The sequence below is a fragment of the Telluria sp. LT1R51-2 genome (assembly GCF_059685775.1).
This window is the reverse complement of the sequence record NZ_JCASIM010000002.1, coordinates 139,267-161,540: the sequence shown is the minus strand read 5'-3', so window position 1 is coordinate 161,540 and position 22,274 is coordinate 139,267. Positions and strand designations below refer to the sequence as shown.

Below are 22,274 nucleotides of genomic sequence, written 5' to 3'. Positions count from 1 at the left end.
GACAGCGACATGAAACGCAGTAACGATATGAAACGCAATAACGACATGCAGACGGTGCTGTCCCTGTTCATCCGGACCGGCGGCAGCCGCCTGTTGCTGGGTGCGGTGTTGTCGACGCTGGTGGTGCTGGCAGGGATGGCACTGCTGGGTACCTCGGGCTGGTTCATCACCTCGGCGGCCCTGGCCGGCCTGGCTGGCAGCGCCGTCATGTTCAATGTGTTCGTGCCGAGCGCGGCAATTCGCCTGCTGGCCCTGGGCCGCACTTTCGGTCGTTATGCCGAGCGAACGGTGACGCACGACGCCACGCTTGGCGTACTGGCCGCGCTGCGGGAGCGGCTGTTTCGTGGCTGGGCCACGCCGCATGCGGCGCGCGCACTGCTGCGCCGGCCATCGCGCCTGCTGTTTCGCCTGACGGGCGACATCGATGCGCTCGAATCGATCTACCTGCGCCTGATCGTGCCGGCCGTCGCCGCCTGCGGCGCAGCGCTGCTGGCCGGCCTGGTGCTGGCGAACCTCGACTGGCGTCTTGGTCTGGCGATGTTCGTCTGGCTGCTGGTGGTCGGCTGGGGCGTGACCCTGTACGTGGCGCGCCTGGCGCGGCCGGTGGCGCTGCGCCGTGTCCGGGCGCTGGAGCGATTGCGTGCCCAGGCGATCGACCTGGTCGCCGGCCAGACCGACCTGGCGCTGGCCGGCCGGCTGCCGGCGCAGTGCGCGCAGCTGGCGCGCCTTGACACGACCCTGGCGCGCCATGACGCCGCGCTGCACCGGCTGGAAACCGGCGCCGGCTGGCTGTATGCGGTCGGTGGCCATGTCACCGTCGCCGCCGTCCTGCTGGCAGTGGGGGCGCTGGCGCAGCAAGTGGCATCGCATCCGGCGCAGCAGCAGGGACAACAAATACAGACGCAGGTGCAGCAGTTGGGCGCACCCGCCGCGGCGCTGGCGCTGCTGATCGCGCTGGCCGCGCTGGAACCGTTTGCCGCGCTGCGGCGCGGCGCAATCGAGGCCGGCCGCAGCTGGCTGGCCATGCGCCGCGTGGCGCCGCGCCTGCGCCAGCAGGATGACGCCGCCGTGCCAGCGCCGCCCGACACCAGCACCGGCATTGGTACCAACACTGGCACCGGCACCGGCACCGGCACCGGCACCGGCACCGGCACCGGCACCGGCACGGCATTGCTGCTGTATGGCGCCACCGTGGTCCATCCGGGCCGCACCGGCGCGGCCCTGCATGCGGTCGACCTGCGCATCGCCGTGGGCGAGCGGGTTGCGGTAGTGGGCAACAGCGGCGTCGGCAAATCGACGCTGCTGGCGCTGGCGGCCGGCGAACTGGCCCCTCAGGCGGGCCAGGTTTGGGCGCGGCCTGCTACCTGGCTGACCCAGCGCACCGAGCTGTTTTGCGACAGTTTGCGCGACAACCTGCGCCTGGCCGATCCCGCCGCCACCGATGCGCAATTGTGGGCCGCGCTGCAGGCCGCCGGCCTGGAACAGGACGTGCGCGGCTTCGCGCAGGGCCTCGATACCTTGCTGGGCGAGGGCGGCCTTGGCCTGTCGGGCGGTCAGGCGCGGCGCCTGGCGCTGGCGCGCTTGCTGTTGCGGCGGGCTGATTTCTGGCTGCTGGACGAGCCGACCGAGGCGCTGGACGGCGCCACCGCAGCCGATGTGCTGGCCCGCCTGGCGCGGCACGCGGGCGGCCGCACGCTGCTGGTGGCCACGCATCTGCGGCGCGAAGCCGCGCTGGCCGACCGCCTGCTCGTGATGAAGAACGGGCGGATCGATGCCGACCTGCGGCGTGGCACCCCTGCATTCGATGCGGCACTGGACGCGCTGCGCCAACACTAAAAACAACCAACCACTGACGTATTCAAGAAGAAAGGATTCACCATGGATCTCGACGTTGTCGGGCTCTCCCGACTGCAGTTTGCCTTGACGGCGCTGTACCATTTTCTGTTTGTCCCCCTGACCCTGGGGTTGTCGATGCTTATCGCCATCATGGAAACCGTGTATGTGATGACCGGGCGCCCCATCTGGCGCCAGATGACCAAGTTCTGGGGCGTGCTGTTCGGGATCAACTTTGCCATTGGCGTCTCGACGGGCCTCGTGATGGAATTCCAGTTCGGGATGAACTGGAGCTATTACAGCCATTACGTGGGCGACGTGTTCGGCGCACCGCTGGCGATCGAAGGCCTGATGGCGTTCTTTCTCGAGGCGACCTTTGTCGGCCTGTTCTTCTTTGGCTGGGATCGCCTGTCGAAGGTGCAGCACCTGGCCGTGACCTGGCTGGTAGCCATTGGCACCAACTTTTCGGCGCTGTGGATCCTGATCGCCAATGGCTGGATGCAGAACCCGATCGGCGCCACGCTCAACCCGCAGACGATGCGCATGGAAGTGACGGACTTCGGCGCGGTGCTGGCCAATCCGGTGGCGCAGGCCAAGTTCGTGCACACCGTGTCTGCCGGTTATGTGATTGCGGCGCTGTTCGTGCTCGGCATTGCGGCCTGGTACCTGCTCAAGGGCCGCCATGTCGAACTGGCCAAGCGGTCGATGACGGTGGCTGCGTCGTTCGGCCTGGCCGCCTCGCTGTCGGTGGTGGTGCTGGGTGACGAAAGCGGCTACCTGGCGACCGAGCACCAGCACATGAAGCTCGCTGCGATCGAAGGCATGTGGGAGACGCAGCCAGCGCCAGCCGCGTTTACCGCCTTTGGCTTTCCCGACCAGAACGCGCGCGAGACGCACTATGCGATCCACATCCCGTGGGCGATGGGCCTGATCGGCACGCGTTCGCTGTCGAACCAGATCCCCGGCATTACTGATCTGGTCAAGCTGGCCGAGGTGCGCGTGCGCCAGGGCATCGTGGCCTATGGCGCGCTGGAAGAGATTCGCGCGCTCGGCGGCCGCGCACCGGTGCCGCCGGCACTGCAGGCGCGCTTCGAAGAACATAGCGCAGTGCTCGGCTACGCGCTGCTGCTCAAGCGTTATGTGGACGATCCGCGCCAGGCCAGCGACGCGCAGATCCGGCAGGCCGCGCTGGATACGGTGCCGCAGGTCGCGCCGCTGTTCTGGTCGTTCCGCATCATGGTGGGCCTGGGCATGTTCTTCATCGTGCTCACGGCGGTGTTTTTCTGGCTGTCGGCGCGGCGCCGCCTGGATGCGTATCCGTGGCTGCTGAAAGTGGCCGTGTGGTCGATCCCGCTGCCATGGATCGCCGCCGAAGCCGGCTGGATCGTTGCCGAACTGGGGCGCCAGCCGTGGGCCATCGAAGGCGTGCTGCCCACCGCCGTGGCGGTGTCGAACCTTGGCATCCAGACCGTGCTGACGACCCTGACTGGTTTTGTCGTGCTGTATACGATCCTGCTCGTCGTGGAAATGAAGCTGATGCTCAAGGCCATTCGCAAGGGGCCGGACGACGAACTTGCCCACGCGCCGGGCACCCACAGCCCACTGGTCGGCACCACGCCGGCAATGCGCACTGCGCCCATGATCACTGCGGAGTAAACCACCATGATTCTTCATACGCTTCTCGAGTACGACACGCTGCGCATCATCTGGTGGCTGCTGCTGGGCATCCTGCTGGTGGGCTTTGCCGTCACCGACGGCTTTGACCTGGGTACCGGCACGCTGCTGCCGTTTGTTGCCAACACCGACCTGGAACGCCGGGTCGTCATCAATGCCGTCGGCCCCGTGTGGGAAGGCAACCAGGTCTGGCTCGTGCTGGGCGGTGGCGCCATCTTTGCGGCCTGGCCGCAGCTGTATGCGGTTTCGTTCTCGGGTTTTTACCTGGCGATGGCGGCCGTGCTGCTGGCGCTGATCCTGCGGCCGGTCGCCTTTAAATACCGCAGCAAGCGTGACAGCCTCGCCTGGCGCGCGACCTGGGACTGGGCCCTGTTCGTCGGCGGCTTCGTGCCGGCGCTGATCTTCGGCGTCGCGATGGGCAACGTGCTGCAGGGCGTGCCGTTCCGCCTCGCGCCCGATCAGCAGATCTTTTACGAGGGCGGCTTCTTTGCGCTGCTCAATCCGTTTGCCGTGCTGTGCGGCCTGGTGTCGGTGGCCATGCTCGTGATGCACGGCGCAGCCTGGCTGGTGCTCAAGACCGATGGCCTGGTGGCCAGCCGTGCGCGTGCCTGGGGCATCCGCGCCGCGGTTGCCACCGTGGTGCTGTACGCCGTGGCCGGCGTGCTGCTGTGGGGCTTTGTCGATGGCTACCGCATCACGAGTGCGGTGGTGACGGCAGGCCCGTCGAATCCGCTGTTCAAGACGGTCGAGGCGGGCGTGGCCGGCAGCTGGTTCGCCAATTACGCCGCGCATCCATGGACACAGCTGGCGCCGGCAGCCGGCATCGTCGGTGCGCTGCTGACCCTGATGGCCCTGGTGCGGCGCCGGGAAGGCGTGGCCATGCTCACGTCGAGCCTGTCGATCGCCGGCATCGTGCTCAGCGTGGGGGCATCGATGTTCCCGTTTATTTTGCCATCGTCGATCCAGCCGCAGGCCAGCCTGACGGTGTGGGACGCGTCGTCGAGCCACCTGACGCTGTTCATCATGCTGGTTGCAACCTGCATCTTCCTGCCTCTGATCCTTCTCTACACGAGCTGGGTCTACAAGGTCTTGTGGGGCAAGGTGGTGCCAGGCGATATCAGCGGCGGCACGAGCCACGCGTATTAACTGAACGAATAACGCAACCAGAAAGGACTTCATCATGTGGTATTTCGCCTGGCTACTCGGCCTGCCGCTCGCGGCTGCCTTCGCCGTCCTCAATGCAATGTGGTACGAGCTGATGGACGACGCGCAGCGCCAGCAGGCGTGATGACAGGCTTGCCGGCGCGACGGATTTGCGCCGGCAAGCGCCCATGTCATCACCCTGTCAAAGTCATTCGACAGTATTCGAACCGTGGCCCGGCGGTGTAAGCGACCGGGACCGTTGAATCGAACCTTGAATGACCGCATGCAAACCAATCTCGCCATCGTTGCACTCTCCGCGCTTGCCCAGGAATCTCGTTTCGCCGCGTTTCGGCTGCTGGTGCAGGCCGGCCCCCAGGGCCAGTCCGCAAGCCATATTGCAGCAACCCTCGATATGCCGGCATCGTCCCTGTCATTCCATCTGAAGGAACTCACGCACGCGGGCCTGGTCGCGCCGCGTCAGCAAGGCCGTTTCATCTTCTATCGCGCGCGCGTGGAGACCTTGCAGGGCCTGATGGAGTTCCTGTCCGCCACCTGCGGCAACGCAGGTGCACAGTCGATGCAGGAGCGCCTGGCCACGGTATGATCGTCGATGCCGGAATTGCCGGTGCTGCCATCGACGAGGATCGCCATGACGTCAACCACCACGCCGCAACGGGTGCAACTGAGCCGCAAGAAAGGCTGGCGCATGCCGCCCAACACGATCTCCGTGGCGCGGCCTGGCAAGTGGGGCAATCCGTTTTCGGTGCTGCCCGAGCTGGCGCCCGGCACACCGGCAGGGCGCTATATCGCGATGCCGACGGTCGAAGAAGCGGTGGCCGCGTATCGCCTGTGGCTGCAGATCGATCCGGCCGGGCAGCAAGTGGCCCAACAGGCACATGCGTCGCTGCGTGGCCATGACCTGGCCTGCTGGTGCAGGCCGGGCACACCGTGTCATGCGCAGGTGCTGATCGATCTGGTCAATGCATGACGGTTATTTGGCAGCGGTGACGTTGCCGATGCCCGAGACCGACTTGCTCACCGATGCCGGCTTGCCGTAATACGTCAGGTTGCCCAGTCCCTGAACGCTGGCGTTGAGCTTGTTGGTGGCGTGCACGCTCACGTCGCCGATGCCGCGGAAGGTCACATCGGCATCCTGCGCGATCAGGGCTTTGGCATCGACTTCGCCCACGCCTTCGGCATTCAGGCGCAACTGGCCGACCTTGCCGTTCATTTGCAAGCTGCCGGCGCCCCGGTAGTTGACGTCGAAGCGCTCGGTGCGCACATTATTCAGGATCATCAGGCCCGCGCCTTCGCCGCGGAAGCTGGTGAGCTCGGGCATGGTGACGACCACCCGTTCGGCATCGTCGATATTGATGTTCTTGCTGTTCTTGTCCGCGAACGACAGGCGCAATTCGCCATTCACGACCTCGGTCTTCACACGGTCGATGAATTTCTGGTTGCCCTCGACCCGCACCGAGTACGCCTTGCCCACCTCGACCACCAGGCTCACCGGGCCTTGTGAATCGATGGTCTTGAACGGCGTCACGCTGCGCACCTGTTCGGCGGCCTGGAGCGAGAGGGATGCGAGTGACAGAAGGGCGACGATGACGGCACGTTTCATGATGTTCTCCAGTGAGTTGATGGAGCCCATTCTAGGCACGGCATCCATCCGCAGCCCCGCCCTTGCGATGGATTGCAAGAAACGGGGGCTGAACTGCACAGGCGCCGGAATCAGTGCTTTGTGGCGAGAAACTGGCCTTTGCCGACCGCGACCAGGCTGGTGCTCCAGCCCGGGGCGCAGCGCAGCGCCTGCATGAACGGCGCCAGTTCCTGTGCGTGCGAGGTGGCGTTGTCCACCACGATCAGCCCGCCCGGTCGCAGGACGCGTTCGATCTGCGGCAGCCAGGCGAGGTAAGCGGTGCGCTCGGAATCCAGGAAGACGAGGTCGAACGCCGCATCGGCGCTGCCGGCCAGCACGTCGCCTGCGTCACCTTCGACCTGATGCACCCGGTCCCCCAGTCTGACGCGGACAAAGTTGGCGCGCGCCATGGCAACCTTCGCGGGCGACAGTTCGACCGTCGTGACGAGACCATCGTGCGCTGCGGCCGCATCGGCCAGCCACAGCGTCGAGTAGCCGTTGGATGTGCCGATCTCGAGAATGCGGCGTGCGCCCATCGCCCGCACCAGAACGGCCAGGAACTCGCCGGTATCGTGGGTGATGTTGAGCATGCGGCTGGCACGGTTCTCGTGGGCCGCATCATGACTGGCGCCGAAGGTTTCCAGCTCTTTCAGCAGGGCTTTAAGTGAGGTAGTCAACGGTTGTCTCCATTTTGTCCGGGAATCGAAGCGCACGATTGCGACGTTGCTAATATTGCCGAAGCGATAAGCCTATAATCTTTTCGTCCCTTTAGAAGTCCACATCATGCACATCTCGACCATCACACTACCTGAAATGAAGCTCGCCGGGCTACCAGCAGTTGCGCCAATTTCAGTGCCGGAAACGGATTTGCCAGAGATCTGGAAAGCATTTCTCGCCCGTGAAGGCGAGCTGGGCGAGCACAATGGCGTGCGCTATGGCGTGACGCTGCGGCAGGACAATGGTGAGCAGGTCGAATGCGTGGCCGTCGAGGTCGCTGACCTGGACCAGCTCCCGCCCGGCATGATCGGCATCCAGGTGCCGGCGCGCCGTTACGCGCTGATGACGCACCGTGGGCCAATGGTGCATGCGCAAGCTTCGCGCGTGACCGGCACGGCAGCGATGGAGCAGCTGGGCATGGAAGCCGATGAAGAGGGCATTCGCCTGGAACGGTATGATCGCCGCTACACGCCGACCATCGATGATGGCGCGCGACCGGACAATGCGTACGACATCCTGGTGCCGCTGTACGGTTGAACTGATTTGAAGGACAGATAAAGGACACGGCCCGCGTCTGGGCCGTGTCGTGGGGTGCATCTCTATAAATTGGTGCCGGTATATTTCCCGACCGCCGGCGCCGGTAGGGCAGCTTGCGCTGCCGCGTTCCCTTCCCAAGGAGCACTTGCATTGTGCTGCTTAAATGTGACAACCGTTTGACGATCCGGACGAATTCGTTTTCTCTTGCTTGTTCCCCTTTGTAAAGCTCACGGATAATGCCTCCTTTGCGGTCGCCTTGACCGCCAGCGACAGGAGCAGCACGTGCACGAGCAAGATTCCGGACCGGACGCGTCCACCCAGCCAGGCAACCCCGCGCGCAGGCGCATCTTCCAGGCCGCCGCGGCCGCCGGCATGGTGGCCGGCGCCGGCACGCTGCCCGGCGTGGCAAGCGCAGCGCCCACCTCGGCGAAGGCACCAGCCAGGAGTTCGCTCGACGCCAAGCTGCGTGCCCACGTCAAGAACGTGGTCGTGATCTATCTGGAAAACCGCAGCTTCAACAACCTCTTTGCCGACTTCCCCGGCCTGGCCGAGCCGCTGGCGAGCGTGCCTGCGGAGCGCCTGCAGCAGCGCGACCGGGATGGTTCGGTCCTGCCGACCCTGCCCAAAATCTGGGGCGGCATGGTGCCGGGCCGCCAGAATATTGGTGGCAAGGATTACCTGATCGACGAAAAGCAACTGGCCCTACTGCCGAACGCGCCGTTCAAGCTGACCGACGGCGACGGCAAGCCGCTGCCGGAAGGGATCGTCACGCGCGATCTGGTGCACCAGTTCTATCACAACCAGATGCAGATCAATGGCGGGCGCAACGACGGCTTTGCCGCCTGGTCCGACGCCGGCGGCATGGTGATGGGTTACTACGGCGAGACGTCAAAAAACCTCGGCCTGTGGCAGATCGCACGCGACTTCACGCTGTGCGACAACTTCTTCATGGCGGCGTTTGGCGGCTCGTACCTGAACCACCAGTTCCTGATCAGCGGCCGGGTGCCAGAATACTTCGATGCCGCGCAGACAGCGGCCAGATCGAAGATCGCGGTGCTGGCCGATGGCCCGCAGGGCGTGCGCCTGGCGTTGGACCCCGATTCGCCGGCCTCGGCGCTGGACGGCCCGCCAAAGGTCGTGCGCAATGGCGCGATGACGCCGGACGGTTACGCCGTCAACACGATGGCGCCGCCGTACCAGCCGAGCTGGGTCCGTCCGGCCGTTGATGGCGACCCGCTGCACGCCGATCCGCAGGACGCCAACGTACTGCCGCCGCAAACCTACGACACGATCGGCGACCTGCTGTCCCGGCGGGGCGTGAGCTGGGCCTGGTATGGTGGCGGGCAGCAAGCGGCGCTCGATGGCCGCGGCGCCGGCCAGAAGCCGAACTTCCAGTACCACCATCAGCCACTCAATTACTTCAGGCAGTTCGCCCCGGGCACCAAGGCGCGCGCCGACCACCTGCGCGACGGCGGCCTGGGCGACAGTCCGATCTCGAACCGGTTCATTGCCGACGTGATTGCCGGCAAGCTGCCGGCGGTCGCGTTCTACAAGCCGCAAGGCAACCTGAACCTGCATGCCGGGTACTCGGACATCGAGTCGGGCGATGCCCATGTTGCCAATGTCATCGAGCACCTGAAAAAGTCACCGCAGTGGAAAGACATGGTGGTCGTGATCACCTTCGACGAGAACGGCGGCTGGTGGGACCACGTGGCCCCGCCGAAGGGCGACCGCTGGGGCCCGGGCTCGCGCATTCCGGCGATCGTGGTGTCGCCGCATGCCAAGCGCGGCGCGGTCGACCACAATTTCTATGACACGACCTCGGTGCTGCGCTTCATCACGCGCCTGCATGGTTTGCCATTGCTGGAGGGCCTGGCCGTGCGCAACGCCGCATTCGAAGGACGCGGTGCCCGTCCGCCGGGCGATCTGACGGCGACATTGCAGTTCCGGTGATACGAAGCCAGCCGTCCAGGCTGGTTTTTTTTGGATTAAGAGTTTCCTATTGGCTATCGCGCGCTGGTAACAATGACTCAGGTATACAGTCGTCGCACTCGATGTTGTTTCGTTGATAACCGTCATCACGGCGGGTTCGACAAGCAGTGTTGAATCGACCAAACATACACAATGTCAAGAACCAGGAGATACACCATGCAAAAAACCCAATTCATCAAGCGCCTGTTGGCCGTGTCAGTTGCAGCAGCCATGTTCGGTTCGGTTGGCGCGCAGGCGCAAACCGCCTCCACCCAGATGGGCGCCAGCGCGACTGCCGCTACCGCCAGTGGCACCGCCAAGCTGACTGCAGCGGATCGCAAAGCCATCATGGACATGGCAATGTCGAACATGGCTGAAGTCGAAATGGGCAAAATGGCGCAAAGCAAGAGCCAGAATGCCGATGTGAAAGCGTTCGCTCAGAAAATGGTGGACGACCATGGCAAGGCGCTCACGGAAGTGCAGACCCTGGCACAATCGAAAGGCGTGACCCTGCCAACCGAGCTCGACGCCAAGCACAAGGCACTGGCGGCCAAGCTGGAAAAGGCAAACGGCGACGCGTTCGACAAGGCCTACACGAAGCAGGGCGGCGTGGCAGCACACAAAGAGACGCTGGCCAAGCTGCAAAAAGCGTCGAAAGCGACCAAGGATGCTGACGTCAAGGGTCAGGTCGACAAGACGATCCCGGTCGTGCAAGAGCACCTGAAGCACGCCGAGCAAGTTGCTGGCGGCAAGATGGGCAGCACCGGCAGCTCGGGCGCCGCAGGTCATACCGGCGCCAGCCACTAAGATCCGGCATTGACCGGGTCGGCGCCAGGGGTGGTTCGCACCCTTGGCGCCGGCTCGGTTTTCCATTTCCCTTCGATCCGCTCGATCACGATCTCGATGCCGACAATGGCATTGAGCATCGCGTCGATGTAATCGGCCGGTGCATCGCGCACCGCCCATGGCGCAGCTTGCATGTGTTCCATGCGGTCGGTCAGGCGCGTCACCTGTGCCAGCAGCCAGGCCGGCTCGTCGATTGTGCGCAGCCGCCCGTGGACATGCACCACGTTGTAGGTCCAGGTGGGCACCACGCGGCCACCGGTCTCTTCTTTTTCCACGCGATCCGGCGTGGCATACCCCGATGCTCCCCGAAACACGACCAGCACCTGCTGCCCGTCGCGCCGCCAGACGGGATTGCCGCGCGCGACATGCGTGCGCAACACCCGCTCGCTGGCGTACACATCAAATGGCAGGTGATCGGCGTCCGGCACACCGTCGGTGTGCGTGACCAGCAGACCCAATGGGTGGGCGGCGATCAGGTCGTGCAGGCTGGTGCTGTCAGGCTGGGTAAAGCGGGCAGGGCAATACATGCAATGTGTCTCCAGGGTGAGCTTGCATCCTGAGCCACAAATTGGCTTTCCAAAATAGCCAATTACGGTAAAGATGGGCATACCAATTCGAGATTGCCCAGCATGCATGTCCACGACCTGATTACCGCCACGCCGCTCGAACGGCGCGGCGAGATCCCCCTGTTTCGCCAGTTGTATGCACGGCTCAAGGACGCGATCCTGCAAGGCGCGCTGGCCCCCGGCGCACGCCTGCCGGCCACGCGCACGCTGTGCGCCGTGCTGGGCGTATCGCGCCAGACCGTGCTGGCGGCGTATGACCAATTGACTGCCGAGGGTTACTTGCGTGGCGGCGTGGGGCAGGGTACGTTTGTCGATGAGGCCTTGCCGCTGGCGCGCCGCCCGCGCCAGACGGCGGGCCTGCTGCGGGCGCTGCCGGCGCGTGGCGTGGCCATGGCCACCGCCATGGGCCGGGCGCCGCCAGATGGCGGTGCGCCACGCGCTTTCCGTCCCAGCATGCCGGGTCTTGATCTGTTTCCCTTCGACCTTTGGCGCAAGCTCGAAGCGCGCCAGCTGCGGCGCGCACATCGTGCCGATCCTTACCTCGGCTATGGGATGGCCAACGGCTACGCACCGCTGCGCGAACTGCTGTGCGCTTATCTGCGCGCCTCGCGCGGCGTCGTGTGCGAACCCGAGCAGATCGTGATCACGTCCGGCTCGCAGCAGGCCCTGTACCTGCTGTCGCAACTGCTGCTCGCGCCCGGTGACGGTGTCTGGCTCGAGTCGCCCGGCTACCAGGGCGCCAGCGCGCCAATGCAGGTAGCGGGGGCGCGCCTGTGCACGGTGCCGGTGACCGACGAAGGGATGGATGTAGCGTACGGCGCGCTGCATTATCCGGACGCGCGCATGGTGTTTGCCACCCCGTCACATCAGCTGCCGCTGGGTGTCACGATGAGCCTCGCGCGCCGGCTCGAACTGCTGCGCTGGGCCACGGCCAACCGCGCCTGGGTGATCGAGGACGATTACGACAGCGAGTACCGCTACACCGGCCCGCCGCTGGCGTCGCTGCAAAGTCTCGACCGCGCCGGCTGCGTCATTTACGTGGGCACGTTCTCGAAAGTGCTGTTCCCGGCGCTGCGGCTCGGTTACGTCGTCGCGCCGCCGGCGCTGGCCGAACCGCTGGCGCGCGCAAAAGCGCTGATCGACCGCCAGGGTGCGATCCTGCCGCAGGCGGTACTGGCCGACTTCATCGGGGAAGGCCACTTCATGCGTCACATCCGGCACACCCGCGAAGCGTATGCCGAACGCCGTGCGGCGTTGATGACGGCGCTGGACGACCGGCTTGGCGAACGCCTGCGCTGCGGTCCGGCAGATGCGGGGCTCGACCTGTGCACGCACTTCCGGCCTGACGCGCATGGTCGCGTTCCGCTCGAAGCTGCGGTGGCGCAGGCGGCGCTTGATGCCGGCATCGAACTGCGCCCCCTCGGGTATTTTGCGAACCCCGCGGCCACGCCGGCCTGCGCGGTGGCGCCGGGGCTGTTGCTGGGTTTTTCGGCAGTGCCGCCAGCGGATATCCGGCGCGGCGTGGCGGCGCTGGCGAAGGTGATCGATAATCTAAAGGATTGATGGTGCAACGTTTGCGTATGCAAACTCATCCTTAATTAATGCATGCCAAATACCCGTCTTTGCAAAGCGAGAAGCGCGCATATGACCTGATTGCAACAATTGTTCGTTTTGCAAGAGAAGATGTTGCCTTCTAGAAGTGATTTCGATAGCCTTCTCTTACACACATGTTCATTTAGCCTTTCATGCGCAACCTTATTTTTGTTCTTGCTCTACTGTTTTCACTTGCTGCTCATGCAGAAATTTATCAGGGAATCAAGCCGTATAGCACTCTTGGCGATATTAAAAAGAAATTCCCGAACGCACAGATGATTAGCGTTAAGGCTGCATGGGTTACCGAGAGCGAAGGATTTTTCCTTCTGAAAGGGACTGGGCTGCCCGGAAGTACGTATTTGGCATTCCGTGACTATCGTCCAAGTTATACAAAACGCTATAACGAGACAAAAATTGCGATAGCTAATGCTCAGCAAATACCTGTATCGAGCGAACGTGATGGGGATATTGCAAAATTGCAAGCAGTAGAGAAAATTTTTTATTCTCTTGCAACGCAGACTGACGACGAAGCCTACGACATCGAGTGGGTGCGATGGGTGCCTGATAATCCTATTCCTGTAGCACGCTATATTGAAAAATTTGGCCGTCCGTCAAAAATAGGTTTCAAAGATGACACAATGGAACCGTTTAATGAGTGGGAGAGCAGGAAGATGCAGGCTACCCTTTCGGACGATAAAAAATTTGTGCTTACCGTTGAATATCTGTTTACTGGTAAGGAAATTTACAAAGAATGCATGGCTCGGTTCGCCGCGAGTGGAAGTTGCGAAAAACCGTAGGGGATTAACTTCACCATAAGACGGCCGATTCGTTTGTCAGATTACGGTCATGTGCTTGGCCAGGTATGATGCGCTGACTTAATCTGAAATAACGCCATGGCTAATACCAACATTCTTGCACCTAACGCCATCGCCGCCTTGCAAGCTCGTTTTCAAGACCATTCCCGCAAGGCCCAGACCCATTACGCGGTCATGCACGAGGTGCGCCAGGTGCTCGGCAGCATCGACGCCGCCGACGCCTGGATGACCACGCCCCAGCCGGAGCTTGGCAACAGCACGCCTGCGCAGCTGGTCGCTGCCGGCCGCATCGATGACGTGCTGGCCTGCCTGCGCACGATGCCGCTACGCGGCGCGAGGTAATGGCGAACGCATTTTCCAGCCGGGCAGTGGCGTTATGCCCGGTCACGAAAGATAACTTCGAGACCGTCGCTGAGCTTGAGCTGCATCCGCATCAGCGTGCGTTCCTGGCCTCCAATTCTTATTCGATCGCGCAGGCCAGCTTTCATCCGAACTACCACACGCGTGCCATCTGCATCGATCGTGACGTCGTTGGTTTCATAATGTTCGTGGCACTGGATGGCGACGATGAACATGGCGAATACGGTATCTGGCGTTTCATGATCGATCAGCGTCATCAGGGCCAGGGACATGGCCGCGCTGCGCTGACCATGTTGCTGGACGAGATCCGACGCGATGCGGCAGCCACCAAGGTCTGGATCAGCTATATCCCCGACAACGCGGTGGCATCGCGTTTTTACGCCAGCTTCGGCTTCGTCGAAACGGACATCGACGACGAGGGCGAGATGGTCGCGCTGCTCGATCTGACGCTCAAGCACCACACGGCGGTGGTTACGCAAGCCTGATCTATACTCGTGCCATGTCGACCGCCAATACCCCCAATACCGTCACCCGCTGCTCCTGGGCCAATATGGCCAACCCGCGCTACATCGCCTATCACGACAACGAGTGGGGCGTGCCGTGCCACGATGAAACCACGCTGTTCGAGATGCTCAATCTCGAAGGCGCGCAGGCCGGCCTGTCGTGGGAAACCATCCTGAACAAGCGTGATACGTACCGCGCCGCCTTCGATGGCTGGGATGCGCACAAGATCGCGGCCTACGGCGACGAGAAGAAGGCCGAGCTGCTGGCCAATCCCGGCATCGTGCGCAACCGCCTGAAGGTGGCGGCGGCGATCACCAATGCGCGCGCCTACCTGGCCATGCGCGAACAGGGGCTTACGCTCGACGCCTACCTGTGGGGCTTTGTCGACGGCGCGCCGATCGTCAACGATTGGCCGGACGGCGCCCGCCCGGCGCGCACCGACCTGTCCGACCGTCTGTCGAAAGACCTGGGCAAGCGCGGTTTCAAGTTCGTCGGCTCGACCATTGTGTATGCCTACATGCAGGGCATCGGCATGGTGGACGATCATGACCGCGACTGCATCTGTCGCACGCGGCGCTGACATGCCGATGCAGGACCACTGGCGCGGCCGCGCGCGCTACACCATTTTCGACAGCGATCATGGCGATGGCGCACGTGTCGCCGCCCTGATCGCGGCCTGGCGCGCCGACCCGCAGCGGCCGCAGCACCTGCACATCGTGGCGCTGGCGTCCGATCTGCAGCCGGGCTTTCACCGCATCCCGCAGCCGGAGGCCGGCATCACGCTCGACCTGCTCGCGGCACCGCTCGAGAGCGCGCTGGCCGAACTCAATGCGCACCTCGATTGCATCCGGCTGTACGACCCTGTCGGCAGCGCCTTTGCCCGACCATTGGCGCGCCTGACGACACTTGGCGCGCGCTTGAGTGCATCCGGTCTGGATGACACGCAGAGACAAGCCCTGGCGGCGCAAGGCTTCGTGTTCGACAACGATGACAACGCGATCTTCGCCAGCCGCAAACCACGCCTGCCCGTCACGCCACAACCCGTCCGCCACGCGCTGGTGCTGGGGGCGGGCCTGGCCGGCTGCGCGCTGGCGGCGCGCCTGTGCGCGCGCGGCTGGCAGGTCACGCTGATCGAGCGTCATTCAGAGGTTGCAATGGAAGCGTCGGGCAACCTGGCCGGCATCTTCATGCCGCTGCTGTCGCGTGACGACAACGTGCCCACCCGCCTGACGCGCGCTGCCTATCTGTACGCATTGCGCCTGTGGGAGCAGCTGGGCGGTGTCGGCCAGGCCTTCGACGGCGCAGCCTGTGGCGTGCTGCAACTGGCGCGCGACGCCGGTCATGCCGCAGTCTCGCGCGCCATCGCGAACGATGGCAGCGTCCCGCCTGATTTCGCGCGCTGGCTCGAATCCCCGGAGGCCACGGCATTGCTTGGCCTGCCGGCACCGGATGGCGGCTGGCTGTTCCCGCAAGGCGGATGGGCGCAGCCGGGCAGCGTCTGCGAGGCATTGCTGGCCTCGTGCGGCGCGCGCCTGACGCGCCGCTTCGGTGCCGGTGACGTGACGCTGGAGCGAACCGAAGAGAACTGGCTGGCGCGCGCGCCCGATGGCGCCGTCCTGGCCACGGCCCCGACGGCCGTCCTGGCCAGCGGCGCCGGTGCACGCCGCATGGCGCTGACCGGCGATCTGCCGCTGCAGGCCCTGCGCGGCCAAGTCACGCATCTGCCGCCGGGCGCGGCGCCGCAGTTGCCGCTGGTGCTGTGCCGCGAAGCCTACCTGACGCCTTCCGCGCAGGACGTGCTGTGCGCCGGCGCGACCTATGACCTCGACGCCGATCCCGCGCTGCGCGCCAGCAGTCAGCTGGAAAACGTGACGCGCCTGCGCGCGCTGGTGTCCGATCCGCAGGCGGCCGCCGAGGCACCACTGGCGGGGCGCGTGGGCTTTCGCTGCGTGGCGCCGGACCGCCTGCCGCTCGTCGGCCGCCTGCCCGATATCGCTGCTGCCGGCAGCACCGAGCGCTTGCGCGACGTGCCGCGCCATCCGGGGCTGTACGGCCTTTTGGGCTACGCGTCGCGTGGCCTGATCTGGGCGCCGCTGGCAGCCGAACTGCTGGCGGCGCAGCTGGAAGGCGAGCCGTTGCCACTGGAAATGACGCTGGTCGATGCGCTCGATCCGGCCCGCTTCGTGCTGCGTGCGCGGCGCAGTGCGCGGCAACCGGCCAGCAGCACGGGAGACCTCTAGCTGTTGCGTTGTCGCAAATGTGCGCTCATCCCGGGCAATCGCGTCCAGACTGTGCTGGTCGAGCCGGTATAATTTACCGGTAGCAACTATTAACCGCCGAAGGAGGCTGGTCCGCGATGGAAGATGCACCACATTCGCCCGAGCTGTTCCTGTTTCTCGCGGTGACTGCGCACGACATGAAGAACTCGATCAGCGTGCTGTCCAGCACGCTCGAGCGGCTGCTCGACGGCGCCACGCCCGAGACCGAGAAGGCGTATGGTCAGATGGGGCAGATGCTGTACCAGACGCGCCGCCTGAACGATAACCTGATGCAGCTGCTCGCGCTGTACAAGCAGGTCGGCAAGCCCGGTTACCCGTTCGATGTGCAGCCGCTCGAAGTCGGGCAAGTCGTCGAGCAGGTCGTGGCGCTCTCGCGCGTGCTGCTCGAATCGCGCGGCATCCGGCTCGAACTCGATGTCGACTCTGACCTGATCGCCCACGTCGACGAAGACCTGATCGTCGGCGTCGTCTCGCACGCGGTCAACAACGCGCTGCACTACACGCGCGACCGCATCCTGCTGGCCGCGCGCGAGGTCGATGGGCAGTTCGAGATCCGCGTCGAAGACAATGGCGCGGGTTTTCCGCCAGCCCTGCTGGCAGCCGGCACGCCCGAAAGCGGCGACATCGGTGTCAATTTCGCCACCAACAGCGCGGGCCTGGGCCTGTATTTTTCGAGCGAGGTGGCGCGCATGCACCAGCATCGCGGGCGCCATGGCGCGGTGCGGCTCGAGAACGGCGGCCAGCTGGGCGGCGGCTGCTTCATCCTGACACTGCCATGACCACGCCTGCCGCTGCCATCGCCTCCCTCGTGCCCACGTCCACCCCTGCGGCGCCTGCACCCGCCTTGCCCAAGGTGCTCGAACAGATCGACTGGGCCAGCAAGCATTACCTCATCGTCGACGACTTTGCCGGTATCCGCCAGCTGCTGCGCGAAAGCCTGCGCAGCCTGGGCGCACGCACGATCGACCAGGCTTCGAGCGGCGGCGAGGCCATGAGCCTGTTGACCAAGACGCGCTACGACGTCGTGCTGTGCGATTACAACCTGGGCGAGGGCAAGAACGGCCAGCAGGTGCTGGAAGAAGCGCGCATCCGCCAGTTGCTGCTGCCATCGAGCGTGTTCGTGATGGTCTCGGCCGAAAAGAGCGTCGAGTCGGTGATGGGCGCGGCCGAGCACCAGCCCGACGCCTACCTGGTCAAGCCGATCACCGAAGGCGTGCTGCTCTCGCGCCTGAACCGCGTGTGGCGCCGCAAGCAGATCTTCCGCCTGATCGACCAGGCCTTCATGGAAAAGGATTACCTGCGCGCCGCGACCCTGTGCGACGAGCAGATCGCCGCCAACCGCGTGCACGTGATCGAGCTGCTGCGCATGAAGGCGCGCATGCTCGAGCGCAGCGGCCAGCCGGCGCTGGCGCGCGCCGTGTACGAGCAGGTATTGGGCCAGCGCGAATACCACTGGGCCCGCGCGGGCCTGGGCAAGATCCGCCTGGCCGACGGCGACTTCGAGCAGGCGCGCCAGATGTTCCAGACCGTGATTGCCGAGAACCGCCATTACATCGACGCTTACGACCAGCTGGCGCAGGCCTACCAGGGGCTGGGCCGGCATGACGAAGCCGCTGCGATCCTGGAGCGCGCGGCCAAGCTCTCGCCCAACTCGGTCCCGCGCCAGCGCAATCTGGGCCAGGCTGCGCTCAAGCTGGGCAATGTCGCGCTGGCCGAAAAGGCGTTTCGCAAGTGCCTGGTGATCGGCGAGTACTCGATCCGCAAGACGCCCGACGCTTACCTTGGCCTGGCGCGCGTGTGCGGCCTGAAAAACAATACCAAGGATGCGCTGCAATTGCTGCAACTGGCCCAGCGCGATTTCGGCGGCGACTACGACGACATGGCGCTGCGCGCCAAGATCACCGAAGGCCTGATCCATCACGAGAGCGGCGACTACCGGAACGCGCGCCGCGCCGGCGACGAGCTCGAAGCGATGCTGGAGCTCGACCCCAAGCGCCCCGGCACCGCGATCTGCATCGAGATGGCGATCCTGCTGTTTGCGGTGGGCGTCAAGGACACGCCGGGCGAGGTGCTGGCCCACGTGGTGCGCAACAACCACGACAACAGCCTGCTGCAGGACGAGGTCCAGGCCATCTTCGACAAGGCGCGCCTGAGCGAAGAGGGCGCGGCCATCATCCGCGCCGCGCGCAAGGAAGCCGTGGACCTGATGAACCAGGGTGTCGTACTGTGGAAGAGCGGCAAGCTGCCCGACGCCGTCAAGTGGATGCGCATGGCGCGCGAACGGGTGCCCGACAATGTACGCGTGCTGTTCAACGCGGTGCAGATTTCGATCTCGCACATGCAGCAGGAAGGCTATGACGAAGAACTCGACGTCGAGGCGCGCATGGTGCTCGAACATGTCGACAAGCTACAGCCGGGGCAGCAGCGCTTTGCGCAGCTGATCGAGCAGTTGCGCGGCTTGCAGCCGAAAGCCGATCCGGCGGCGCCGCCTGCGCCGGTGGATGCTGCCGACCAGAAGGAAGAAGTGGCGGAGGCGCCGGCCGAATCAACGCCCGCGCCGAAGCCCATGCACAGCAACCGTTTCTCTTAGCGCGCCGGCCCGTGCTGGCGCAGCAGCGCCGCGCACAGCTTGTCAAGATCGCAGCCGCCATCGGCCTGCGCCGCTGCCTGCGCCGCGTCGGCCAGCGCGCCCGCCAGCACGTGTTCGCCCAGCGCGCGGTAGCTTTCGAAACGCGCTTCATCGAACCAGCCGTCGGCCAGACTTTCGTGCGGGTAGTCGGGATGCAGCTTGCGGTAATTGAGCAGGTCCGCGTTTTCGGTGCCCACAATCGCCGGCTTGACGTACAGGATGATGCCATCGCCGGCAGCGCCGTCGGCCTGGCTGTAGCGGATGCTCCCGGCGGCGCAGCTGGCGCTGCACATGCCGGTGTCCGGCGCGATGGCAAGGCGCGCTACATCCAGGTCGATCCGCACGTGCAGGTCGGTGGCGCAGCGCCGGATTGCATTGCCCAGGTCTTCGAATGCGTGTTCGCGGTCGCTGCCGACGTCCACCGCGATCACCAGATGGCAGCGGCGCCGCACCAGTTCGTAGATGCCCAGGTTGTCGAAGTGGCCGCCATCGCTCAGGTGCACGTAGCCGGCGTCGGCATCGAGCTGGCCGAACAGCTCGGCCAACAGGCTGAACAGGCCAATGGGCGGCGAGGAACTGGTCCAGGTCGGGCGCGCCGGGTTCGGGCACCAGCGCCCCAGACGCACATTGAACATCGTCATCAGGAAATTCAGCGGCGCCGACCAATGCGCGCCCATGTGCGGACTGGCCGCAGCACCGGACAGCGCCACCGCCATCCCGAGCCGCACGCCGGCGTCGTCATCCAGGCCGACGCCCGCCTGCGCGGCGTAGGCGGCAGTGGGACGATAGCAACCGGCGCCGCCGGGGCCTGCCTGTTCATAGCCGCACCAGCGGGGCGTGAATGCAAATGACGCGGTACGCCGCGTCTGCCATGCCAGTTCTTCGCCATCGACCAGGTTCAGCGCGGTGTTGACGATCGGGTACGGGCGCGCGTTTTTGAGCTCGGCGAGCAGCATGTCGTCGCCCGGATCGAAGCCGGTGAACGGATGCGGCTGGCGCGTGCGGTGGGCGGCGCCGAACCAGGCGCGCACGACGCGGTTCCGGTACAGCATGTACAGCGAAAACTTGTTGATGTCGACGCGCCAGCCGAGCACCAGCGCGGCCCCGAGAAAGCCGGCAAACGCCACCAGCAGCGTACTGCCCCGGGTCGCCAGCGTGGCATCGGCGTGCGCCTGGAACACGCATGCGAACGTGGCGTGTGGGCAGTCCAGGCGCGGGCGCGCCACCGTCAGCTGCACCAGGCTGCCGAGCAGTGCGAAGATCCCGACCGTGAACACGTACGGCGCCAGGCGTGCCACCAGTTCGAGTTTCGGGTCGCGCGCCACGCGGGCGCCGGTGGCGCCGCCGCTGCCGGCCTTCAGACCGAAGGCCGTCGTGGCCAGCCAGCCAAACAGCGTGGCCAGGTTCGACCACGGCGCATAGGTGAGCCAGGCCCAGTGCAGCAGTGGCGCGAAGAAGAAACACACGCCATACGCGGCCAGCCAGCCGAGCGCAAAAATCGCGCTCCAGGCGCCCTGGCGGCTCCACCATTCGCGGCTCGCGTCGCTGTACTGGCGGCCGATCAGGCCGATCATCAGGTTCATCGTGACGGCAAACAGCGCCATCATCGATGGCATGCCGAAGGTGGCGAGTGCGATTGCGTTATTGAGCAGTGGATGCGCGCCCGGCGCCGGCAACAGCGCCAGCGCGCATAACAGCAGCACGGTGCCCAGCGTGAGCGCGCCCATCGCGCAGGCAAAGTGCGACAGGCCTTCGCCCAGCTCCGCGCGCGTCAGGTCGCGCAGCGGCGGATCGGCGCGCAGGCGCGTGTACATGACCAGCCAGAGCGCACACATCAGCAGCAGCGCCACGTCGCCGCACAGCCACCATGACAGCTGCGCGCCGCCGTCCGGCAGCCACGCCACCATCGCCGGTGCGAAGGTGCGTGCGGCCTCCAGCATGACCAGCAGCACCGCCAGAGCGCCGGCGCTGCAGACGGTATAGCCGGCGCGCCGGTAGGGGCTGGACCGGTCGTGCGCCAGGTACCAGCCACAGGCCCAGACAATGAAGTAGACGACGCCCGGCGCGAGCAGCCAGTACGGCCGACCGGCCAGTTGCGGCGGCAGCAGCGTGGCGGGCGCGGCGCCACCGTGGCGCCATAACGCGAGGCTGCCGAGAAAGCCCGCCAGCAGCAGCGGCAGGTTGATGCACCACAGGACGGCCCCCTGCGACAGCGGAAAGCGGCGCCGGCCGCGTGAGCTTTCCGGCTTGCTGGAAACCGACAGCGCGATGCAGAACACGGCGCACAGGAACAGCAGCACGCCCGCGATCCAGGCAACGTCGGCCAGGTGCGCCCACGGCCCGCCCGGCGCCACGACCCGGTGCACGCCCCAGACCGCAAAGCGCGGCAGCAGCAGCAGTGCGCACAGCCAGGCCACCAGCATGGTCAGGTTCAGGCCCGTGTTGCGCACATAGATGCCGAGCAGGGTCCAGGTGTCGGCGCTGAACATGCCGCCCTGCGGCGACAGGTAGTTGCTGTACTGGCGCAGGAAGCGCAGCTCGGGCGCCTCACCTGCACCTGCGCCGGCCGGCGGCGCCAGCAGGGCTTCGACCTGGCGGATGTCGTTGCCATGCGCGTGCAGGCAGCGCGCCAGCCAGCCCCCGACAAAACCGCCGCCCGACACGGTGGACAGGTAATCGATCCGGCCCAGCAAGCGGTGGCGCGCCAGCGCCTGCAGGGCGCCCAGGCCGAACGTGGCGCTGCGCACGCCGCCGCCGGACAGGGCCAGACCGGCAAGCAGGCCGCCGTGGGCGCGTGCGCACAAGCGTGCGCGGTCGGGCGGCACACCGGCGTCCAGTGGTTCGCTGCTTTCAGGCCGCAGCAGGTCGAGTTCGTCGCGCAGCACTTCACCAAACAGCAGGCCGGCGCCAAGGTCCAGGCAGCGCAACGTGTCGGCATCGATGCTGCTTGCCGGCGCCAGGCCGTGACGGCGACGCAGCCGCGCGAATGCGTCGTGCAATTCGCTGATGGTGCCGGCGTGCGGTGGGGGATGGCAGCCGGCAGCGGCGAGCTTGCGGCGCAGGTCGTCGACCTGCGATGGTGTCAGGTGGGACAGGTCACTGGGCAGCATGGGGCGCTCCGGCTGGACGACAGCGCGGCCGCAAAGGGCGGGCCGCCCGATCAGTTCA

The 22,274-nt window shown here is 65.4% G+C and carries 21 protein-coding genes; 17 read left to right on the top strand and 4 right to left on the bottom strand.

All coding sequences use genetic code 11. The annotated features are described in order from the left end of the window. Positions 1-27: 27 nt before the first annotated feature. The 6 genes from AC56LH_RS18915 (at position 28) to AC56LH_RS18890 (ending at position 5,638) form a co-directional block, all read left to right on the top strand. Entirely contained in the window at positions 28-1,836 is a 1,809-nt protein-coding gene (locus tag AC56LH_RS18915) for an ATP-binding cassette domain-containing protein (RefSeq protein ID WP_499648786.1), read from the top strand. A gap of 42 nt (positions 1,837-1,878) precedes the next feature. Next, positions 1,879-3,489 (top strand): cytochrome ubiquinol oxidase subunit I, encoded by a 1,611-nt coding sequence (locus AC56LH_RS18910; protein WP_499648784.1) that lies wholly within the window; start codon positions 1,879-1,881, stop codon positions 3,487-3,489. A 6-nt stretch (positions 3,490-3,495) separates the two neighbouring features. Continuing rightward, positions 3,496-4,653 carry a cytochrome d ubiquinol oxidase subunit II gene (gene cydB, locus AC56LH_RS18905; protein WP_499648782.1) on the top strand — a complete coding sequence of 386 codons (1,158 nt, stop codon included), beginning with the start codon at positions 3,496-3,498 and terminating at the stop codon, positions 4,651-4,653. A gap of 34 nt (positions 4,654-4,687) precedes the next feature. Then, positions 4,688-4,795: a cytochrome bd-I oxidase subunit CydX gene (gene cydX / locus AC56LH_RS18900; protein WP_183554018.1), complete on the top strand. Its 108-nt coding sequence runs from the start codon at positions 4,688-4,690 to the stop codon at positions 4,793-4,795. A 138-nt stretch (positions 4,796-4,933) separates the two neighbouring features. After that, positions 4,934-5,254, top strand: coding sequence for an ArsR/SmtB family transcription factor (locus AC56LH_RS18895; protein ID WP_183554016.1), 321 nt, complete (start codon positions 4,934-4,936; stop codon positions 5,252-5,254). A gap of 45 nt (positions 5,255-5,299) precedes the next feature. Further along, positions 5,300-5,638, top strand: coding sequence for a DUF4326 domain-containing protein (locus tag AC56LH_RS18890; protein WP_183554014.1), 339 nt, complete (start codon positions 5,300-5,302; stop codon positions 5,636-5,638). Between the two features lie 3 nt (positions 5,639-5,641). Here AC56LH_RS18890 and AC56LH_RS18885 read toward each other — a convergent pair whose 3' ends face one another. Both AC56LH_RS18885 and AC56LH_RS18880 read right to left on the bottom strand, forming a co-directional pair. Beyond that, complete coding sequence (locus AC56LH_RS18885) at positions 5,642-6,271, bottom strand: head GIN domain-containing protein (RefSeq protein WP_499648780.1); 630 nt, start codon at positions 6,269-6,271, stop codon at positions 5,642-5,644. Positions 6,272-6,381: 110 nt separating this feature from the next. Continuing rightward, the gene (locus tag AC56LH_RS18880) at positions 6,382-6,966 is read right to left on the bottom strand and encodes an O-methyltransferase (protein WP_499648778.1); all 585 of its coding nucleotides are present in this window, start codon (positions 6,964-6,966) and stop codon (positions 6,382-6,384) included. 106 nt (positions 6,967-7,072) lie between these two features. On the opposite strand from AC56LH_RS18880, the gene AC56LH_RS18875 reads away from it, so the two are divergent. From AC56LH_RS18875 to AC56LH_RS18865, 3 genes are all read left to right on the top strand, one after another. Beyond that, a complete protein-coding gene (locus tag AC56LH_RS18875; RefSeq protein WP_499648776.1) occupies positions 7,073-7,543 on the top strand; it encodes a GyrI-like domain-containing protein in 471 nt (156 codons plus the stop codon). Positions 7,544-7,825: 282 nt separating this feature from the next. Further along, complete coding sequence (locus tag AC56LH_RS18870; protein ID WP_499648774.1) at positions 7,826-9,496, top strand: acid phosphatase; 1,671 nt, start codon at positions 7,826-7,828, stop codon at positions 9,494-9,496. A gap of 195 nt (positions 9,497-9,691) precedes the next feature. Then, positions 9,692-10,321, top strand: a complete 630-nt coding sequence (locus AC56LH_RS18865) for a DUF4142 domain-containing protein (protein WP_499648772.1) — start codon at positions 9,692-9,694, stop codon at positions 10,319-10,321. On the opposite strand, the gene AC56LH_RS18860 is transcribed toward AC56LH_RS18865, so the two are convergent. Then, the gene (locus AC56LH_RS18860) at positions 10,318-10,887 is read right to left on the bottom strand and encodes an FMN-binding negative transcriptional regulator (protein ID WP_499648770.1); all 570 of its coding nucleotides are present in this window, start codon (positions 10,885-10,887) and stop codon (positions 10,318-10,320) included. The two genes, AC56LH_RS18865 and AC56LH_RS18860, sit on opposite strands and share 4 nt — an antisense overlap. Positions 10,888-10,989: 102 nt before the next feature. On the opposite strand from AC56LH_RS18860, the gene pdxR reads away from it, so the two are divergent. The 8 genes from pdxR to AC56LH_RS18820 all read left to right on the top strand — a co-directional run bounded on the left by pdxR (position 10,990) and on the right by AC56LH_RS18820 (position 19,067). Continuing rightward, positions 10,990-12,489, top strand: a complete 1,500-nt coding sequence (gene pdxR / locus AC56LH_RS18855; RefSeq protein WP_499648768.1) for a MocR-like pyridoxine biosynthesis transcription factor PdxR — start codon at positions 10,990-10,992, stop codon at positions 12,487-12,489. 182 nt (positions 12,490-12,671) lie between these two features. Beyond that, positions 12,672-13,316 carry a hypothetical protein gene (locus AC56LH_RS18850; RefSeq protein WP_499648766.1) on the top strand — a complete coding sequence of 215 codons (645 nt, stop codon included), beginning with the start codon at positions 12,672-12,674 and terminating at the stop codon, positions 13,314-13,316. 96 nt (positions 13,317-13,412) lie between these two features. Next, positions 13,413-13,676 (top strand): antitoxin Xre/MbcA/ParS toxin-binding domain-containing protein, encoded by a 264-nt coding sequence (locus tag AC56LH_RS18845; RefSeq protein WP_499648764.1) that lies wholly within the window; start codon positions 13,413-13,415, stop codon positions 13,674-13,676. Then, entirely contained in the window at positions 13,676-14,179 is a 504-nt protein-coding gene (locus AC56LH_RS18840) for a GNAT family N-acetyltransferase (RefSeq protein WP_499648762.1), read from the top strand. The genes AC56LH_RS18845 and AC56LH_RS18840 overlap by 1 nt, the downstream gene beginning before the upstream one ends. A gap of 14 nt (positions 14,180-14,193) precedes the next feature. Further along, positions 14,194-14,778 (top strand): DNA-3-methyladenine glycosylase I, encoded by a 585-nt coding sequence (locus tag AC56LH_RS18835; RefSeq protein ID WP_499648760.1) that lies wholly within the window; start codon positions 14,194-14,196, stop codon positions 14,776-14,778. Then, a complete protein-coding gene (gene mnmC1, locus AC56LH_RS18830) occupies positions 14,744-16,438 on the top strand; it encodes an FAD-dependent 5-carboxymethylaminomethyl-2-thiouridine(34) oxidoreductase MnmC1 (protein ID WP_499648758.1) in 1,695 nt (564 codons plus the stop codon). Before AC56LH_RS18835 ends, mnmC1 begins: the two co-directional genes overlap by 35 nt. Positions 16,439-16,554: 116 nt before the next feature. Next, positions 16,555-17,256 carry a sensor histidine kinase gene (locus tag AC56LH_RS18825; RefSeq protein WP_499648756.1) on the top strand — a complete coding sequence of 234 codons (702 nt, stop codon included), beginning with the start codon at positions 16,555-16,557 and terminating at the stop codon, positions 17,254-17,256. Beyond that, complete coding sequence (locus tag AC56LH_RS18820; protein WP_499648754.1) at positions 17,253-19,067, top strand: tetratricopeptide repeat protein; 1,815 nt, start codon at positions 17,253-17,255, stop codon at positions 19,065-19,067. The genes AC56LH_RS18825 and AC56LH_RS18820 overlap by 4 nt, the downstream gene beginning before the upstream one ends. On the opposite strand, the gene AC56LH_RS18815 is transcribed toward AC56LH_RS18820, so the two are convergent. Further along, a complete protein-coding gene (locus AC56LH_RS18815; protein WP_499648752.1) occupies positions 19,064-22,216 on the bottom strand; it encodes a patatin-like phospholipase family protein in 3,153 nt (1,050 codons plus the stop codon). The two genes, AC56LH_RS18820 and AC56LH_RS18815, sit on opposite strands and share 4 nt — an antisense overlap. Positions 22,217-22,274: the final 58 nt, after the last annotated feature.

Excerpts from the sequence above, each read along its gene's own strand:
- AC56LH_RS18875 (WP_499648776.1), top strand. The coding sequence starts at position 7,073 with ATGCACATCTCGACCATCACACTACCTGAAATGAAGCTCGCCGGGCTA.
- cydB (WP_499648782.1), top strand. The coding sequence starts at position 3,496 with ATGATTCTTCATACGCTTCTCGAGTACGACACGCTGCGCATCATCTGG.
- cydX (WP_183554018.1), top strand. The coding sequence starts at position 4,688 with ATGTGGTATTTCGCCTGGCTACTCGGCCTGCCGCTCGCGGCTGCCTTC.
- AC56LH_RS18860 (WP_499648770.1), bottom strand. The coding sequence starts at position 10,887 with ATGTATTGCCCTGCCCGCTTTACCCAGCCTGACAGCACCAGCCTGCAC.
- AC56LH_RS18885 (WP_499648780.1), bottom strand. The coding sequence starts at position 6,271 with ATGAAACGTGCCGTCATCGTCGCCCTTCTGTCACTCGCATCCCTCTCG.
- AC56LH_RS18890 (WP_183554014.1), top strand. The coding sequence starts at position 5,300 with ATGACGTCAACCACCACGCCGCAACGGGTGCAACTGAGCCGCAAGAAA.
- AC56LH_RS18850 (WP_499648766.1), top strand. The coding sequence starts at position 12,672 with ATGCGCAACCTTATTTTTGTTCTTGCTCTACTGTTTTCACTTGCTGCT.
- AC56LH_RS18820 (WP_499648754.1), top strand. The coding sequence starts at position 17,253 with ATGACCACGCCTGCCGCTGCCATCGCCTCCCTCGTGCCCACGTCCACC.
- AC56LH_RS18910 (WP_499648784.1), top strand. The coding sequence starts at position 1,879 with ATGGATCTCGACGTTGTCGGGCTCTCCCGACTGCAGTTTGCCTTGACG.
- AC56LH_RS18840 (WP_499648762.1), top strand. The coding sequence starts at position 13,676 with ATGGCGAACGCATTTTCCAGCCGGGCAGTGGCGTTATGCCCGGTCACG.
- mnmC1 (WP_499648758.1), top strand. The coding sequence starts at position 14,744 with ATGACCGCGACTGCATCTGTCGCACGCGGCGCTGACATGCCGATGCAG.
- AC56LH_RS18865 (WP_499648772.1), top strand. The coding sequence starts at position 9,692 with ATGCAAAAAACCCAATTCATCAAGCGCCTGTTGGCCGTGTCAGTTGCA.
- AC56LH_RS18825 (WP_499648756.1), top strand. The coding sequence starts at position 16,555 with ATGGAAGATGCACCACATTCGCCCGAGCTGTTCCTGTTTCTCGCGGTG.
- AC56LH_RS18845 (WP_499648764.1), top strand. The coding sequence starts at position 13,413 with ATGGCTAATACCAACATTCTTGCACCTAACGCCATCGCCGCCTTGCAA.
- AC56LH_RS18915 (WP_499648786.1), top strand. The coding sequence starts at position 28 with ATGAAACGCAATAACGACATGCAGACGGTGCTGTCCCTGTTCATCCGG.
- pdxR (WP_499648768.1), top strand. The coding sequence starts at position 10,990 with ATGCATGTCCACGACCTGATTACCGCCACGCCGCTCGAACGGCGCGGC.
- AC56LH_RS18895 (WP_183554016.1), top strand. The coding sequence starts at position 4,934 with ATGCAAACCAATCTCGCCATCGTTGCACTCTCCGCGCTTGCCCAGGAA.
- AC56LH_RS18835 (WP_499648760.1), top strand. The coding sequence starts at position 14,194 with ATGTCGACCGCCAATACCCCCAATACCGTCACCCGCTGCTCCTGGGCC.
- AC56LH_RS18815 (WP_499648752.1), bottom strand. The coding sequence starts at position 22,216 with ATGCTGCCCAGTGACCTGTCCCACCTGACACCATCGCAGGTCGACGAC.